This is a genomic window from Variovorax sp. AC103 (assembly GCF_979254005.1).
In genome coordinates this window covers 40,323-57,159 of sequence record NZ_CEEDFC010000017.1, presented here as the reverse complement: position 1 = coordinate 57,159, position 16,837 = coordinate 40,323, and the positions used below count along the sequence as shown (strand labels likewise).

At 67.7% G+C, this 16,837-nt stretch carries 16 protein-coding genes; 11 read left to right on the top strand and 5 right to left on the bottom strand.

What is annotated here, in order from left to right; translation table 11 throughout:
- Positions 1–7 precede the first annotated feature (7 nt).
- Entirely contained in the window at positions 8–823 is an 816-nt protein-coding gene (locus tag AC0IYU_RS23130) for a crotonase/enoyl-CoA hydratase family protein (RefSeq protein WP_435488073.1), read from the bottom strand.
- Between the two features lie 47 nt (positions 824–870).
- Positions 871–1,719 (bottom strand): 3-hydroxybutyryl-CoA dehydrogenase, encoded by an 849-nt coding sequence (locus AC0IYU_RS23125; RefSeq protein WP_435488074.1) that lies wholly within the window; start codon positions 1,717–1,719, stop codon positions 871–873.
- Positions 1,720–1,903: 184 nt separating this feature from the next.
- Here AC0IYU_RS23125 and purT point away from each other — a divergent pair, with 184 nt between their 5' ends.
- The 10 genes from purT to AC0IYU_RS23075 all read left to right on the top strand — a co-directional run bounded on the left by purT (position 1,904) and on the right by AC0IYU_RS23075 (position 12,781).
- Entirely contained in the window at positions 1,904–3,106 is a 1,203-nt protein-coding gene (gene purT, locus AC0IYU_RS23120; RefSeq protein WP_472121476.1) for a formate-dependent phosphoribosylglycinamide formyltransferase, read from the top strand.
- A gap of 133 nt (positions 3,107–3,239) precedes the next feature.
- Positions 3,240–4,181 (top strand): alpha/beta hydrolase, encoded by a 942-nt coding sequence (locus AC0IYU_RS23115; RefSeq protein ID WP_472121473.1) that lies wholly within the window; start codon positions 3,240–3,242, stop codon positions 4,179–4,181.
- A 109-nt stretch (positions 4,182–4,290) separates the two neighbouring features.
- Complete coding sequence (locus AC0IYU_RS23110) at positions 4,291–5,121, top strand: helix-turn-helix domain-containing protein (protein WP_472121470.1); 831 nt, start codon at positions 4,291–4,293, stop codon at positions 5,119–5,121.
- 19 nt (positions 5,122–5,140) lie between these two features.
- Positions 5,141–6,016, top strand: a complete 876-nt coding sequence (locus AC0IYU_RS23105; protein ID WP_435437648.1) for a branched-chain amino acid ABC transporter permease — start codon at positions 5,141–5,143, stop codon at positions 6,014–6,016.
- Positions 6,017–6,108: 92 nt separating this feature from the next.
- Positions 6,109–7,185, top strand: coding sequence for a branched-chain amino acid ABC transporter permease (locus tag AC0IYU_RS23100; RefSeq protein WP_472121467.1), 1,077 nt, complete (start codon positions 6,109–6,111; stop codon positions 7,183–7,185).
- The gene (locus tag AC0IYU_RS23095; RefSeq protein ID WP_472121464.1) at positions 7,182–8,000 is read left to right on the top strand and encodes an ABC transporter ATP-binding protein; all 819 of its coding nucleotides are present in this window, start codon (positions 7,182–7,184) and stop codon (positions 7,998–8,000) included. The genes AC0IYU_RS23100 and AC0IYU_RS23095 overlap by 4 nt, the downstream gene beginning before the upstream one ends.
- A gap of 457 nt (positions 8,001–8,457) precedes the next feature.
- On the top strand, positions 8,458–9,231 hold the full coding sequence (locus AC0IYU_RS23090; protein WP_435437651.1) for an ABC transporter ATP-binding protein: 774 nt from the start codon (positions 8,458–8,460) through the stop codon (positions 9,229–9,231).
- Between the two features lie 5 nt (positions 9,232–9,236).
- Positions 9,237–11,093: an AMP-dependent synthetase/ligase gene (locus tag AC0IYU_RS23085; RefSeq protein ID WP_472121461.1), complete on the top strand. Its 1,857-nt coding sequence runs from the start codon at positions 9,237–9,239 to the stop codon at positions 11,091–11,093.
- 43 nt (positions 11,094–11,136) lie between these two features.
- Positions 11,137–12,300, top strand: coding sequence for an ABC transporter substrate-binding protein (locus AC0IYU_RS23080; protein WP_472121458.1), 1,164 nt, complete (start codon positions 11,137–11,139; stop codon positions 12,298–12,300).
- 7 nt (positions 12,301–12,307) lie between these two features.
- On the top strand, positions 12,308–12,781 hold the full coding sequence (locus AC0IYU_RS23075; RefSeq protein WP_472121456.1) for an EVE domain-containing protein: 474 nt from the start codon (positions 12,308–12,310) through the stop codon (positions 12,779–12,781).
- A 33-nt stretch (positions 12,782–12,814) separates the two neighbouring features.
- Here AC0IYU_RS23075 and AC0IYU_RS23070 read toward each other — a convergent pair whose 3' ends face one another.
- From AC0IYU_RS23070 to AC0IYU_RS23060, 3 genes are read right to left on the bottom strand one after another with little or no spacing between them, the layout of a single operon-like run.
- A complete protein-coding gene (locus AC0IYU_RS23070; RefSeq protein ID WP_472121453.1) occupies positions 12,815–13,507 on the bottom strand; it encodes an RraA family protein in 693 nt (230 codons plus the stop codon).
- A gap of 2 nt (positions 13,508–13,509) precedes the next feature.
- A complete protein-coding gene (locus AC0IYU_RS23065) occupies positions 13,510–14,493 on the bottom strand; it encodes a Bug family tripartite tricarboxylate transporter substrate binding protein (protein WP_472121450.1) in 984 nt (327 codons plus the stop codon).
- A gap of 38 nt (positions 14,494–14,531) precedes the next feature.
- The gene (locus AC0IYU_RS23060) at positions 14,532–15,737 is read right to left on the bottom strand and encodes a pyridoxal phosphate-dependent aminotransferase (protein ID WP_472121447.1); all 1,206 of its coding nucleotides are present in this window, start codon (positions 15,735–15,737) and stop codon (positions 14,532–14,534) included.
- A 144-nt stretch (positions 15,738–15,881) separates the two neighbouring features.
- Here AC0IYU_RS23060 and AC0IYU_RS23055 point away from each other — a divergent pair, with 144 nt between their 5' ends.
- Positions 15,882–16,835 (top strand): LysR family transcriptional regulator, encoded by a 954-nt coding sequence (locus AC0IYU_RS23055; RefSeq protein WP_472121444.1) that lies wholly within the window; start codon positions 15,882–15,884, stop codon positions 16,833–16,835.
- The last annotated feature ends 2 nt before the right edge of the window (positions 16,836–16,837 follow it).

Below are 16,837 nucleotides of genomic sequence, written 5' to 3'. Positions count from 1 at the left end.
AAGAAGATCAACGGCCGCTGAAGCGCGCGGGACGGCGTTCGACGAAGGAGCGCACGCCCTCGGCGGCGTCTTCGCTGTTCGACAGGCGCTTCTGCGTCTCGATGAACTCGCTCACCGCGGCCAGCGGGCCGTGCTCGATGGCCTTGAGCACGTTGAGCCGCGTGGCCACCACCGCCAGCGGTGCCTGTGCCGCGATGCGCTGCGCAATGGCCAGCGCCGCGTCGAGTTCCTGCCCTGCCGGTACCACCTTCTGCACGAAGTTCAGGCGGTAGGCCTCGGCGCTGTCGAACTCGTCGGCCGTCAGCAGGTGCAGCATCGCGTTGCCCAGCCCGGCGCGCTCGGCCATGCGCAGCGTGGCGCCGCCCGTGGCCATGATGCCGCGCTGCACCTCCATCTGCGAGAAGCGGCAGTTGTCGGCCGCCACCACGATGTCCGCGCCCAGCATCAGCTCGATGCCGACCGTGAAGCAGATGCCCTTCACGGCCACCACCATCGGCTTGGTGCGGCGGCGGTAGCCCTCGAGGCCGAAGTCGTGCGGCTCGACCAGCCCTTGCGGAATGGCCTTCTCGCCGCGCTTCATGTATTCGGCGACCGCGGGCAGGTCCAGGCCTGCCGTGAAGTGGTCGCCGAAGGCATGCAGCACGCCCACGCGCAGGGCAGGGTCGTCGTCCAGCCGGGTGTAGGCCTCGGCCAGCTGCTTGAACATGGGCGGCGTCCAGCCGTTGCGCTTGGCCGGGCGGTTGATGCCGATCAGCAGCACGTGGTCGAGCACCTGGGTGTCGATGCAGCCTTCGGCGGGCGGGGAGGTGGGGGTGGCGGTCATGGTGTTTTTGTCTCCGGGTTGTTCTTGTCGTGCGGCTCGGCAGGTGCTCAGTAGGTGTAGACGCCGCGGCCGGTCTTGCGGCCCAGCTGGCCTGCAGCGACCATTTCCTTCAGCAGCGGGCAGGGGCGGTACTTGGAGTCGCCGAACTGCTCGAGGTAGACCTCCATCACCGCCAGGCACACGTCCAGGCCGATCATGTCGGCCAGCGCCAGCGGGCCGATGGGCTGGTTGCAGCCCAGCTTCATGCCGGCGTCGATGTCTTCCGCCGTGGCAATGCCCTCGGACAGCACGAAGAAGGCCTCGTTGATCATCGGCACCAGGATGCGGTTGACCACGAAGCCCGGCGCGTTCTTCACCGTGATGGGCGACTTGCCCAGCGTCACGGCCAGCGCCTTCACCGCGTCGTGCGTGGCGTCGCTCGTGAGGTAGCCGCGGATCAGCTCCACCAGCGCCATCATCGGCACCGGGTTGAAGAAGTGCATGCCGATGAAGCGGTCGGGGCGCGAGGTGGCGGCGGCCAGCTGCGTGATGGAGATCGACGAGGTGTTCGACGCGATGATCACTTCGGGCGCCAGCAGCTCGTCGACCTGCTTCAGGATCTTGAGCTTGAGCGCGTGGTTCTCGGTGGCCGCCTCGATGACCAGCTGCGCGCCCTTCAGGTCGTCGTAGTTGGTCGAGCCCTTGATCAGCGCCAGCGCGGCAGTCTTCTGCTCGGCGGTGAGCTTCTCTTTCTTGATCAGGCGGTCGAGGCTGCCCGACACGGTGGCCAGGCCCTTGTCGACCGCCGCCTGGGCGATGTCGACCATCACCACGTTCACGCCGGCCACCGCGCAGGCCTGTGCGATGCCGTTGCCCATTGTTCCGGCGCCGATGATGCCGACAGTCTGGATAGCCATGAGAAAACTCCTTGAAGAAACAAAAAAAAGGGGGGCGCGCGGCGGTGCCACGGCAAGCCGTCGATTGTGAATCAGCCCCATGGCCGCGCCGTTGCCGCGTGTGACACGGCCGGCGCGTGGGTGGCTTACAGTCCTGCGGTTGCTTTTTCCCCTCTCCTCTCCTCTCTCTTCCCGACTTCCGACCATGACCACCCTCGGCACCCCCCTTTCCCCCTCCGCCACCCGCGTGATGCTGCTCGGCTCCGGTGAACTCGGCAAGGAGGTGCTGATCGCCCTGCAGCGCCTCGGCGTCGAGACCATCGCGGTGGATCGCTACGAGAACGCGCCCGGCCAGCAGGTCGCGCACCACGCGCGCACCATCACCATGAGCGACCCCGCGCAGCTCAAGGCGCTGATCGAGGCCGAGAAGCCCACGCTGGTGGTGCCCGAGATCGAGGCCATCGCCACGCAGACGCTGCAGGAGCTGGAAGACGCCGGCGCGGTGCGCGTGATTCCCACCGCCCGCGCCGCCCGCCTCACGATGGACCGCGAAGGCATCCGCCGCCTGGCCGCCGAGACGCTGGGCGTGCCCACCAGTCCCTACAAGTTCTGCGACTCGCTGGCCGAGCTGCAGGCCGCCATCGATGCCGGCATCGGCTACCCCTGCATCGTGAAGCCCGTGATGAGCAGCTCCGGCAAGGGCCAGAGCAAGATCGACGGCCCGGCCGACGTGCAGAAGGCCTGGGACTACGCCATGGCCGGCGGCCGCGTGAGCCACGGCCGCGTGATCGTCGAGGGCTTCATCGACTTCGACTACGAGATCACGCTGCTGACCGTGCGCGCCCAGGATGGCGCGGGCGCCGTGGAAACGAAGTTCTGCGACCCCATCGGCCACGTGCAGGTGAGCGGCGACTACGTGGAAAGCTGGCAGCCGCACCCCATGGCGCCCGCCGCGCTGCACAAGGCGCAGCAGATCGCGCAGGCCGTCACGGCCGACCTGGGCGGCCAGGGCCTGTTCGGGGTCGAACTCTTCGTGAAGGGCGACGAGGTCTGGTTCAGCGAGGTCAGCCCGCGCCCGCACGACACCGGCATGGTCACCATGGCCACGCAGTGGCAGAACGAGTTCGAGCTGCATGCGCGCGCCATCCTCGGCCTGCCGGTCGACACCTCGCTCAAGAGCCCGGGCGCCAGCGCGGTGATCTACGGCGGCGTGGACGCCGCCGGCATCGCCTTCGACGGCGTGGCCGAGGCGCTGCAGGTGCCCGGCAGCGACATCCGCCTGTTCGGCAAGCCCGAGAGCTTCATCAAGCGCCGCATGGGCGTGGCGCTGGTGCATGCGGCCGACACCGACACCGCACGCAAGCTCGCCAAGGAAGCCGCATCCCGGGTGAAGCCGCGCAAGGCCTGATCGCGCACTGCGGTTGCTAAGGATGAACCCGCGCACCGCAGGCGGGTAGCCAGTTTTCGCAAGCCGCGCCGCAACGGCGCGGGCATGGTGCGGGAAGATCGAGGGACACCCACCAGCCCCTCCCGGAGACACCATGCTGCATCCCCAGGCGCGCGCCTTGCTCGACTTCATCGAGGCGCGCGGCATTCCGCCGACCCACACCCTCTCGCCCGCCGACGCGCGGGCCTTCTACCGCGAGCGCCGCACCGCCACGCAACCGCTGCCCGCCGAAGTGGCCGAGGTGCGCGACCTTGCCGCCGACGGACCGCACGGCCCCATCCCGGTGCGGATGTACCGGCCCCTGGGTTCGGGCGCCGGCCCGCTGCCGGTGCTGGTGTACTACCACGGCGGCGGCTGGGTCATCGGCGACCTCGACACGCACGACGTGCTGTGCCGCGAGCTGGCCAACGGCGCCGGTTGCGCGGTGGTGGCGGTCGACTACCGCATGGGGCCGGAGCACCGCTTTCCCGCCGCGGTGGACGACGTGCTCGCCGCCACCCGCTGGGTGCGCCGCGAGGCCGCCACGCTGGGGCTGGACGCGAGCCGCATGGCCGTGGGCGGCGACAGCGCGGGCGGCAACCTCGCGGCGGTGGTGGCGATCGCCGCGCGCGATGCGGGCGACCTGCCCCTCATGTACCAGCTGCTGATCTACCCCGCCACCGACATGCGCCGCGGCCATCCGTCGCACCAGGCGAACGGGCAGGGCTACCTGCTGACCCGCGACACGATGGCGTACTTTCACGACCACTACATCACCGAGCCCGCGCACGACCTCGACTGGCGCGCCTCGCCGCTGCTGCACGCCGACCTGTCGGCGCTGCCGCCGGCGCTGGTGATCACCGCCGGCTACGACCCGCTGCGCGACGAAGGCGCGGCGTATGCGCAAGCGCTCACCGCCGCCGGCAACCACGCCGCGTACGTGTGCTTCGAGCGCCAGATCCATGGCTTCATCACCATGGGCAAGGTGCTCGACGAGGCCAACACCGCGGTCGCGCTGTGTGCCTCGGAACTGCGGCGCGCGTTCGCGCAGGCCTAGGGAAAGTCCCCGCGCAAATCGATATCGCGCGAGCGGCCCGCGCCGCTACGATCCAGCCAACCCAGACGCCACCGCAGCGTGGCAGTCCACCGATTGCAGGAGACAAACCATGCAGCGAACGAGGACGACGCCGCCCCCGAGCGGCGCCGCAAGGCAGGGCGAACGCCTGATGTGGCTCACGCCGCACCGCGTGTTCTATGCAGGCCTGCTCGGCGCGGCAGCCGAGCGCACGATGGGCGGCCACGGCGTGTGCGTGTCGCCCGCCGGCGCGCCGCTCAACCGCATCCGCATCGGCGGCGGCGCCTGGCAGACGGGCGAGCTCATCGTGGTGCCCCCGCACGTGCCGCACCAGGTGGAGAGCGCGCACCCGCTCATCTTCAGCCTGCTCATCGAATCGGAGTCGGTCGACCCGGCGCGCATGCCCGCCTTCTTGCAGCACTGCGGCCCGGTCGAGGCACCGGCCTTCGTGCAGCGTGTGCGCGATGCGCATGCGCACCTGCTGGCGGCTTCGGGCCGCGGCACCGACTTCGAGGGCTTCGACTTCGATGCGATGTTCTTCGGCGAAAGCCTCGCGCCGCGCATGCTCGATGCACGCATACGCAAGGTGGCCGACGCCATCAACGCCGACCCCGCCGCCCCCATGTCGGCCGAGGACTGCGCGGCCTCGGTGCACCTGTCGTTCTCGCGCTTCCTGCACCTGTTCAAGCAGGAGACGGGCATGGCCTTCCGTGCGTTCCGCGCCTGGAAGCGCGCGCGCAGCCTGCTGCGCTACGTGCGCCAGGCCAGCACGCTGACCGACATTGCGCTGGACACCGGCTACCCCGACTCGACGCACTTCAGCCATTCGATCCGCCAGGTGTACGGCCTGAAACCCAGCGACATCCTGGCCGGCTCGCGCCGCCTGGCGCTGCACGACGCGGCCGGCGGCTTCAGGCACTGAGCGCAGGAAGACGAGCCCCATGCAGATCCTTCAACTCCTGCTCTCGGGCATTGCGCAAGGTTGCATCTACGGGCTGATCGCGCTGGGCTTCGTGCTGATCTACAAGGCCACCGAAACCGTGAGCTTCGCGCAGGGCGACCTGATGATGCTCGGCGCCTTCGGGGCGTTCGCGGGCATGTCGCTGTTCGGCCTGCCGTTCTGGCTTGCGGCCATCCTGGCGATCGTGGCGATGGCGGCCTTCGGCGTGCTGCTGGAGCTGGTGGTGATCCGCCCGATCCTGGGGCAACCGCAGTTCACCATCGTGATGCTGACCATCGGCATCGCATACGTGGCGCGCGGCCTCATCACCATGGTGCCGGGCATCGGCACCGAGACCCACACGCTGGCCGTGCCCTACAAGGACCAGATCTGGAAGCTGGGCGAGCTGGTGGTCAACCTGGAGCAGCTGGCGATCATCATCGCCACGGCCATCCTGTGCGGCCTGCTGTTCGCGATGTTCCGCTACAGCAAGCTGGGGATCGCGATGCAGGCGTCTTCGCAGAACCAGCTGGCGGCCTACTACATGGGCATTCCGGTGAAGCGGCTCAACGGGCTGGTGTGGGGGCTGGCGGCCGCCGTCGCCGCGATTGCCGGCATGCTGCTCGCGCCCATCACCTTCGTGCACGCGAACATGGGCTTCATCGGGTTGAAGGCCTTTCCGGCCGCGGTGGTGGGCGGCTTCGGCAGCCTGCCGGGCGCCATCGTCGGTGGGCTGGTCATCGGCATCGTCGAGTCGTTCGCGGGCTTCTACCTGCCCGACGGTTTCAAGGACACGGCGCCGTACATCGTGGTGCTGCTGATGCTGATGATCAAGCCCAACGGCCTGTTCGGCGAAAAGCTGCGCAAGAAGGTCTAAAAAGATGCGCCCCCACGCTCGTCGCTTCGTGTACTCGCTGCCCCCCGAGGGGGTGCAGGTCCGCCTTGGGGCGGCCCGGCGGCGGACCTGATATGCGCTTCATCTTCAAGACCAGCTACGACCAGGACATCCGCCTCGCGCGGCATGGCGGCCATGTGTTCTGGTACGGCCTGCTCGTCGCGTTCCTCATTGCCGCGCCGTGGATCATCGAGGAGTACTGGCTGGCGCAGCTGACCTTCGTGCTGATCTACGGCATCGTCGGACTGGGCCTGATGCTGCTGGCCGGCTTCACGGGGCAGTTCTCCATCGGGCATGCGGCGTTCCTCGGCACCGGTGCATACACGCAAGGCGTGCTGACGAACCTGGGCGTGCCGTTTCCGCTCGCGCTGATCGCGGCGGCGGCGCTCTCGGCGGCGGTGGGCGTGGTGGTCGCGTTGCCCGCGCTGCGCGTGAAGGGCATCTACCTGGGCATCGCGACGCTGTCGTTCGGCTTCATCGTCGAGGAGGTGTTCGCGCGGTGGGAGAGCGTGACGGGCGGCAACGCGGGGTTGCACGTGAAGTCGCCGCAGCTCTTCGGCTGGTCGCTGGGCTCTGGCGACGGCTTCTACTTCCTGTGCCTGGTGGTGGCGGTGCTCAGCACGCTGGGCATCCTGAACCTGCTGCGCTCGCCCACGGGGCGCGCCTTCGTGGCGATCCGCGATTCGGAGATCTCGGCGCAGAGCATGGGCATTCACCTGGCGCGCTACAAGACGATGTCGTTCGCGATCTCGGCGGCGCTCGCGGGGCTGGGCGGTGCGCTGTACGCGCACAAGCTGAGCTTCATCTCGCCCGACCAGTTCAGCATCCTGCAGTCGATCGACCTGCTGCTGATGGTGGTGATCGGCGGGCTCGGCTCGGTGCACGGTGCGTTCCTGGGTGCGGTCTTTCTCATTGCGATGCCGCAGCTCATCTCGATGGGCAAGGACTGGCTGCCGGCGGTCGTGGGGCAGGCGCCGGGGTTGCAGGGGCTGGTGTACGGGCTGGTGCTGATCGCGTTCGTGCTGTTCGAGCCGTTGGGCCTGTACGGTCGCTGGCTGAAGATCCGCACCTGGCTGCAGCTCTTTCCGTTCTACCGCAAGGGCCTGTTCAAGCGGCAGAAGTCCTTCGCCAAGTCGGACCGGTTGCGATGAGCGACGACATTCTTCTTTCGGCCCGGGAGCTGAGCGTGCGCTTCGGCGGCGTGCTCGCGGTGAACAAGGTGAGCTTCGATGTTCGCCGCGGCGAGGTGTTCACGCTGATCGGCCCGAACGGCGCGGGCAAGACGACGGTGTTCAACCTGATCAGCCGCATCTACACGCCGACCACGGGCGAGATTACGTGGCACGGCGAAGCGCGCGGGCCGATCGCGCTGACGCAGCAGGCACCGCATGCGATTGCCGCGCTGGGCATTGCGCGCACCTTCCAGAACATCGAGCTGTTCGAACACGCCACGGTGCTGCACAACCTGCTGATCGGCCGTCACACGCACCGGCAGACGGGCTTCTGGAGCGAGGTGTTCTTCACGCCCGCCACGCGGCGTGCAGAGATGGCGGCGCGCGAGAAGGCGGAGCAGGTGATCGAGCTGCTCGATCTGCAGCATCACCGCGATTCGATGGTGGCGGGCTTGCCTTACGGCGTGCGCAAGGTGGTCGAGTTGGCGCGTGCCTTGTGCACCGAGCCCAAGCTGCTGCTGCTCGACGAGCCATCGTCGGGGCTTAACGTGGAGGAGACGGCGGACATGGCGTTCTGGATCCAGGACATCCAGCATGAGCTGGGGGTGTCGGTGTTGATGGTCGAGCACGACATGTCGCTGGTTTCCAAGGTGTCTGATCGCGTGCTTGCCATGAACATGGGCGAGGTGCTGGCTACCGGGTCTCCTGGGGAGGTGCAAGCCGATCCGCGAGTGGTCGAGGCTTACCTGGGGACCGTGGACGACGTGAGCAGCTTGAGGAGGGTGGCGGCGTGAATGCTTCGTTCGTTACCTCTTTGGAGACGCCCGGTATGCGGTGCGGCGCAGTCGCCCCCACTATGCCGGCCCTTCGGGCTCCCTTGCGGTGCTCGCTTTCCGCGGGGTCCCGCCCAAACTCGCTTCGCTCAAACAAGGGCGGGCCCTTGTCCGCGGAAAGCTGCGCTCCTCAGCGGCACAGAGGGGGCGCCCACGCCGCACCGCACACCGGGCTCCGGCGGTGGAGTGTTCGCCCTGTGCGTGTCCACGGCGTTGGGGCACCTGTCCCTTGCGGGCCGTTGAGGCACCGCCGAGCAGCGCAGCGACGGGCGGATCAGGGCTCGCAGCTGTTTGAGCGAAGCGAGTTCTGCGAGACCCCGCCCGTCGTGAGCAGCGCAGGGAAGCCCGAAGGGCCGGTGACGTCGGCCCGCAAGGGACAGGTGCCCCAACGCCGCTCCCCGACCGAGGGAACCGTGAAATGAGCGACGCAGTCCTCCAACTCCTGAACGTGGAAAGCGCCTACGGCCCCATCAAGGCCATCCGGGGTGTGAGCCTGAAAGTAAGACAGGGCGAAATAGCGACGGTGCTCGGCTCGAACGGCGCAGGCAAGACAACCATCCTCAAGACCATCTCCGGAATCATCGACCCCCGAAAAGGCAGCATCGAGTTCCAGGGCAAGGACATCACCGCCAAGGACCCGGCCTACATCGTGCAGCAGGGCCTCAGCCACGTGCCCGAAGGCCGAGAAGTGTTCCCGCTGCTGTCGGTGAAGGACAACCTGCTGATGGGCGCCTACACCCGCAAGGACCGCGACGGCGTGGCACGGGACATGGAGACCGTCTACACCTATTTCCCGATCCTCAGGGAGCGCGCCACGCAGGACGCCGGTCTGCTCTCCGGCGGCCAGCAGCAGATGCTTGCGATTTCGCGCGCCATCATGGCCGCACCGCACCTGATCCTGCTCGACGAACCGAGCCTCGGCCTGAGCCCCAAGCTGACGAAGGAAATCTTCGAGATCGTCGTGCGCATCAACCGCGAGCGCGGCACCACCATCCTGCTGGTCGAGCAGAACGCCAACATGGCGCTCAACGCAGCCGACCACGGCTATGTGCTGGAGAACGGCCGCATCGTGATGGAAGACACCTGCGAACGCCTGAGGGAGAAGGACGATATCAAGGAGTTCTACCTCGGCGTGAAGGACGACGGCGTGCGCGGCGAGCGGCGCTGGAAAAAGAAGAAGACCTGGAGATAGCCGCCATGCAAGGACTCTGGGACCTCGACACCTTCGCCCCCCGGCTCGACGTCGTCGTGCCCGGCGACACCCTCTCCGCCATGTTCTGGAACGCGGTGAAGCAACGCGGCGACACCGTCTGGATGCGGCAAAAAGAGCTGGGCATCTGGCGCACCTGGAGCTGGCACCAGACGGCCGACGCCGTGCGCGAGATCGCGGCCGGCCTGCAGGCCATCGGCTTCGTGCCCGGCGAGTGCGCTTCCATCCTGTCGAACACCGTCATCGAATGGGTGCTCGCCGACCTGGCCGTGCTCAGCTGCGGCGGCGTGTCCAACGGCATCTATCCGACCGACGCGGCTTCGCAGGTGCACTACCTCTGCGAAGACTCGCGCACCACCGTGCTCTTCGTGGAAGACGACGAGCAGCTCGACAAGGCGCTCGAGGTGCGCGCCGGCCTGCCGGGCCTGCGCCGCATCGTGGTGTTCGACATGGAGGGCCTGCGCGAGCTCGACGATGCGGCCGTGATGAGCCTGGACGCGCTGCGCGCCCTCGGCCGCGCGCGGCTGGCCGCCGACCCGCAGTGCGTCGAGCGCACCGTGGCGGCCTGCCGGCCCGAGGACCTGGCCATCCTGGTCTACACCTCGGGCACCACCGGCAAGCCCAAGGGCGCGATGCACAGCCACGCCGGGCTGGTGTACACCGCGCGCGGCTACAACACGCTCATTGCGCAGGACGAGACCGACGAGCGCATGTGCTTCCTGCCGCTGTGCCACATCGCCGAGCGCATGGGCGGCGAGTACTTCGCCATGTACACCGGCTCCATCCTCAACTTCGTCGAGAACCCCGAGACGGTGCCGGAGAACGTGCGCGAGATCGCGCCTACGGTGTTCACCGCCGTGCCGCGCGTGTGGGAGAAGTTCTATTCGGGCGTGATGATCGCGCTGAAGGAAGCCGGCCCGCTGCAGCAGGCCGCCTACCGGTGGAGCATCGGCGTGGGCGAGGAGATTGCCGCGCGCGTGCTGGCGGGCGAGCCCGTGGGCGCGGCGCTCAAGTTGAAGTTCAGGCTGGCGCGGGTGCTGGCGCTGGACAACGCGCGCAAGCTCATCGGCATTCACCGCGCGCGCTTCCTGGTGACCGGCGCGGCGCCGATTTCGCCCGAACTCGTGAAGTGGTACCTGGCCCTGGGCGTGCCCATGCTGGAGGTGTGGGGCATGACCGAGTCGTGCGGCGCCTCGACCGCGGTGCCGGCCAGCCGCATCAAGCCCGGCTCCATCGGTCCGGCCACGGGCTACAACGAGGTGCGCATCGACGCCGCCACCGGCGAGATCCTGGTGCGCGGCCCCAATGTCTTCATGGGCTACCTCAACCTGCCCGAGAAGACCGCCGAGACCATCGACGCCGACGGCTGGCTGCACACCGGCGACGTGGGCGTGATGGACGAGGACGGGTATTTCCGCATCACCGACCGGATGAAAGACATCATCATCACGGCGGGGGGAAAGAACGTGACGCCCAGCGAGCTGGAGAACGAGCTCAAGTTCAGCCTCTACATCACCGATGCCGTGGTCATCGGCGACAAGAAGCCCTACCTCACGGTGATCGTCATGATCGACCAGGAGAACGTCGAGAAGTTCGCGCAGGACAACGACGTGCCGTTCAGCAACTACGAGAGCCTGACGCGCACGCGCGAAGTGCAGGACCTGATCCAGGGCGAGATCGACCGCGTCAACGCCAGGTTCGCGCGCGTCGAGCAGATCAAGAAGTTCTTTCTGCTCGAGACGCAGCTCAGCGCCGAGGACGAGGAGCTCACGCCCACGATGAAGCTCAAGCGCAAGCTGGTGCAGACCAAGTACGCCGAGCGCATCGACGCCATGTACCGGTGACGTCGCCGGCCTGTTTTTTTCGTCAACCCGAGGAGACAACCGCATGAAGCTCAAGACACTGACGACGCTGGCCGTGGGGGGCCTGGTCGCGACGCACGCGTTTGCGCAGCAGCAGGGCGTGAGCAAGGACGAGATCCGCATCGGCACCATCCAGGACCTGTCGGGTCCGCTGGCGGGCTTCGGCAAGCAGGCGCGCAACGGCATGCAGCTGCGCGTGGACGAACTCAACGAGCAGGGCGACGTGAACGGGCGCAAGCTCAAGCTGTTCGTGGAGGACTCGGGCTACGACCCGAAGAAGGCGGTGCTGGCGGCGCAGAAGCTGGTGAACCAGGAAAAGATCTTCATCATGGCCGGCCACATCGGCACGGCGCAGAACATGGCGGCGATGCCGGTGCAGTTCGACAAGAACATCATCAACTACATGCCCATCACCGCGGCGCGCGAAATGTACGAGCCGCTGAACCGGCTGAAGTACTCGTTCGCCGCCACCTACTACGACCAGATCCGCCTGGCCCTGCCCAAGATGATCAAGGACAAGGGCGCCAAGAAGGTCTGCACCATCTACCAGGACGACGAGTTCGGCCTGGAGGTGCAGCGCGGCGCCGAGGCCGGCCTGAAGGCCGCGGGCATGGAGCTGGCCGAGAAGACCTCGTTCAAGCGCGGCGCCACCGACTTCAGCTCGCAGGTCGCGAAGATGAAGGCCGCCAGCTGCGACCTCGTGGTGCTGGGCACCATCATCCGCGAGACCATCGGCACCGTGGGCGAGGCGCGCAAGACGGGCTTCAACCCGACCTTCATCGGCTCCAGCGCGGCCTACACCGACCTCATCCACAAGCTGGGCGGCAAGGCGATGGACGGCGTGTACGCCACCATGACCGTGCAGAACCCCTACACCGACGAGCAGTCGCAGCCGCTGCGCTTCTGGGCCAACAAGTACAAGACCAAGTTCAACGAAGACCCGACGGTGTTCTCGGTGTACGGCTATGTGATCGTCGATTCGTTCATCAAGGCGGCGACCAAGGCCGGCCCCAACCTCACGACCGACAGCTTCATCAAGGCGATGGACAGCATCACCTTCGAGCCCGACATGTTCGGCAGCCCGAAGAGCACCTACACCGCCACCAAGCGCCTGGGCAACGACCAGTCGCGGCTGTCGCAGATCAAGGACGGCAAGTGGGTGGTGGTGTCGGACTATGTGACACCATGACGGGACCATGCCCACCCATTCCCCGAACTACTGGTTGATGAAGTCCGAGCCCGACGAGGTCTCGATCGACGATGCGCTCGCCGCGCCCGGCGCCACCGTGGCGTGGACGGGCGTGCGCAACTACCAGGCACGCAACTTCATGCGCGACGGCATGGCCGTCGGCGACGGCGTGCTGTTCTATCACTCGAGCTGCCCGGAACCGGGCATCGCCGGCATCGCGCGCGTGGCCTCTGGCGTGAAGCCCGACCCGACGCAGTTCGATGCGAAGTCGCCGTACTACGACGCCAAGTCGAAGCCCGACGATCCGCGCTGGCTGCTGGTGGACGTGCAGGCGCTGCGCAAGACGCGCCTGCTGGCCTTGCCCGAGCTGCGCGAAAAGCCCGAGCTGGCCGAGCTGGTGGTGCTGCGCAAGGGCAACCGGCTGTCGATCACGCCGGTGGAGCCCGCGCACTGGAAGGTCATCGAGAAGATGCTGGGCTGACCGCCACGGTCGGCCGGTCCGTCGGCCGGGCGTTCAGAGCTTCTCGCCCGCGGCCAGCACGCCCGCGCGCTGCAGCGCGGCCTCCAGCCAGGGGGCGCTGGTGACGCCCCGCCCGATGGCCTCGATGCGCCGGGCTTCGTCCGCCACCTTCTGTTGCGCCAGCGGCAGCAGGGCCTCGATCTTTTCACGCTCGACCACCACCACGCCGTCGGCGTCGCCGCTGATGAAGTCGCCGGGGCGCACCACCACGCCGCCCACGCTGACCGGGTGATTGATGCGGCCCGGAATGTTCTTCGTCGGGCCGTTGGGGTTGGTGCCGAAGCAGAACACCGGAAAGCCAAGGTCGCGCAGCACGTCGCTGTCGCGCACCGCGCCGTCGACCACGACGCCGGCCAGGCCCAATTGCCGGCAGGCGCTGATCATGATTTCGCCCATGAGCGCGCTGGTCTGGTCGGCCTTGCCGTCCACCACCAGAACGTCGCCCGGCCGCGCCAGCGCCATGGCGGCATGGATCATGAGGTTGTCCCCGGGCCGCACCTCGACGGTGAAGGCGGTGCCCGCGAAGCGCATGGCCGGGTGCAGCGCGGCGATGCGCCCGTGCAGGGCGCCCCGGCGGCCGGCCACGTCGGCCAGGATGGCCGGCGCGAACTTCGCGGCGGAGGCGACGACGTCGGCGGGCGGCCGCGGAAAGTTGCGCAGCACATCGGGTTCGGCAAGTGCGGTCATGTTCATTCGGCCTTGATGTTCGCGTCCTTGATGACCGTGCCCCATTTGCGCCGGTCGGCGGCCAGGAACGCACGGAACTGCTCGGGTGTGCTGCCTACCGGCTCCAGACCGTCCTGCGTCATCCGCCGCGCGATGTCGGGCATGGCCAGCACCTTGGCGGTCTCGCGCTGGATGCGCTCGATGGCTGCCGCCGGCGTGCCCTTGGCGGCGCACAGGCCGGTCCAGGTCACGGGTTCGAAATTGGCAACGCCCGATTCCGACACGGTGGGCACGTCGGGCAAGCTCGAAAGCCGGTGGCTGCTGGCCACGGCCAGCACGCGCAGCTTGCCGGAGCGCACGTACGACATGGAGCTGACGGGCTGGTCGAAGATCATGGCGACCTGGCCGCCGAGCAGGTCAGACATGGCCTGGCCGGTGCCCTTGTACGCGATGTGCACGATGTCGATGTCGGCGCGCGACTTCAGCATTTCGCCGGCCAGGTGGCCGCCCGTGCCGTTGCCCGAGGACGCGAAGTTGATCACGCCGGGCTTGGCCTTGGCGTAGGCAATCAGTTCCTTCACGTTCTTCACGGGAAGCTCGGCGTTCACCAGCAGCAGGTAGGGCGCGTTGGCCACCTGCGTCACCGGCACGATGTCGGTGTCGGTGTTGAACGGCATGCTCTTGAGCAGGTGCGGCATGATCGACAGCGTGCCCGTGGTGCACATCACCAGCGTGTGGCCGTCCGCCGGCGCGGACAGCATCGCGGACGCGGCGATGTTGCCGCCCGCGCCGGGGCGGTTGTCGATGATCACCTGCTGGCCCAGTCCTTCGGCGAGCTTGGGGCCGATCAGGCGCGCCACGATGTCGTTGGAGCCGCCGGGCGCGAAGCCCACGACGATGCGCACCGGTTTGCTGGGGAAGGCGTCGGCGGCCTGCGCGCCGCCGCCCTTCGCCAGTGCCATGAGCGTCAGCAGCGGCAGCAGTTTCAGAAAAGATCTCGTGTTCATGGGCGCTTCTTGAGGTGAGGTGGAAGGGAGCGATGAGGTCAGGCAACGAGTTGGGCGCGCGCCTGCGCTATGCGGCGGCAACCCTCGAGCAGGTGTTCGGTCGAGGCGGCGAACGAAAGGCGAAAGTGCGAGGGCACGCCGTAGGCGCTGCCTTGCAGGGCCGCCAGGTCCTGCGCGTCGAGCAGATGCATGATCCAGTCGTCGCTGCTGCGCAGCACCGTGCCGCCCGGCGTGCACAACCCGAACAGGGCGCTGCACGAGGCGAACACGTAGAACGCGCCTTCGGGCGCATGGCACCGGATGCCGTCGATCGCGTTGAGCGCGGCCACCACGGTGTCGCGGCGCTGCCGGAAGACGTTCCTGTTGGACGCGATGAAGTCCTGCGGGCCCGTCAGTGCCGCCACGGCGGCGGCCTGGCCGAGCGAGCTGGCGCCCGACGTGCTTTGCGACTGCAGCTTGACCATGGCTTTCACCAGCGCGGCCGGCGCGCCACCGTAGCCGATGCGCCAACCCGTCATGGCATAGGCCTTGGAGACGCCGTTGACGGTGAGGGTGCGCTCTTTCAGCTCGGGCGCCACCTGGGCGATGGTGGCGAACCGGCGGTCTTCGTAGACCAGGTGTTCGTAGATGTCGTCGGTCAGCACCCACACCTGGGGGTGGCGCTTGAGCACCTCTGCCAGCGCGAGCAGTTCTTCGCGCGTGTAGGTGGCGCCGCTCGGGTTGTTGGGCGAGTTCAGCACCAGCCAGCGCGAGCGCGGCGTGATGGCGCGCTCCAGGTCCGCGGGTTGCAGCTTGAAGCCCCGCTCGGCCGGGCAGTCCACGAACACCGGGACGCCGCCGGCGAGCAGCGCGATGTCCGGGTACGAGACCCAATAGGGCGCGGGAACGATCACCTCGTCGCCGCTGGCGACCGTGCACATCAGTGCGTTGAAGATCACCTGCTTGGCGCCGGTGCCGACGATGATCTCGTCGGACTTGTAGTCCAGGCCGTTCTCCGTGCGGAACTTGTGCGCCACGGCTTGCTTGAGCTCGGGCGTGCCGCCCACGTCGGTGTAGCGCGTGCGTCCTTCGGCCATGGCGCGGTTGGCCGCTTCCTTGATGTGCTGCGGGGTCTCGAAGTCCGGTTCGCCCGCGGTGAGGCTGACGATGTCGCGGCCCTGGGCGCGAAGTTCGCGGGCTTTCTGGCCGGCCATCGAACTGGGCGAAGGCTTGATGCGCTGCAGGCGCGGGGCGATATGGAGCATGGGGAAAAGGGCGTGGAAAGTGAAAAGTGGCGCAGGAGTGGGGCGCAGTATCCGGCGGCACTTTTCAGGCGCCAAACGAGAAATTGGCAGGCGATGCCATTCCTTTTTTTCCTGGGCACGCGGCCTGCGTTACATTGATTCGGAATGAACCTGACCTTCAAGCAGCTGGAGGCTTTTTGCTTCAGCGCGCGGCTCCAGAGCTTCAGTGCCGCCGCGCAGAAGCTGCACACCACCCAGTCGGCCATCTCCAAGCGCGTGGCCGAGCTGGAGGACACGCTGGGCGTGTCCTTGCTGCACCGCACGCCGCGCGGGCTGGAGATCACGCAGGCCGGGCGCCAGCTGCTGCCGCTGGCCGAGGACTCGCAGCGCCTGTGGCAGCGCATCGAGACCGAGGTCAGCGCCGACCAGACGCTGCGCGGCACCTTCCGCATCGGCGTGACCGAACTGATCGCCATGACATGGCTCACGCGCTTCATCAAGCGGCTGCAGGAACTGCACCCCGAACTCGTGCTGGAGCCGGTGATCGATGCCGGGCTGACCCTGTTTCAGGGCCTGGAGTCGAACAAGATCGACCTGGCGGTCATGCCGGGCACGTTCTGGGGCCATGCGTACACCACCACCAGGGTGGGGCAGGTGCAGGACCTGTGGATGGCCAGCCCGAGCCTGAAGCTGCCCCGGCGCGCGCTCAAGCCGCACGAGTTCGCGCTGTACCCGATCCTGGAGCAGTCGACCGGTGCCGCCAAGAACAAGTTCTACGAACCCTGGCTGGCCGAACACGGCTTTCGCTTCAACAAGGTCTTCGCGACCAACAGCACGACGGTGCTGCGCGAGCTGACGATCAGCGGCTTCGGCATCAGCCAGCTCGCGCTGGACTATGCGCGCCCGGACATCGAGGCCGGGCTGCTGCGCATCGTGCGCAGCGACCCGATGCCGCCACCCATGGTCTACAGCGCCGTCTACCGCAACGACAATTTCAGCCCGGCGCTGGAGCGCATGGTCGCGCTGGCCACCGAGACCTGCGATTTCTCGTTGCGCGCGAACGCACAGGGGCACGGCGTTGCCGCCGCGAAGCCGCGCCGCCGACGCGGCGCCGGTTGATC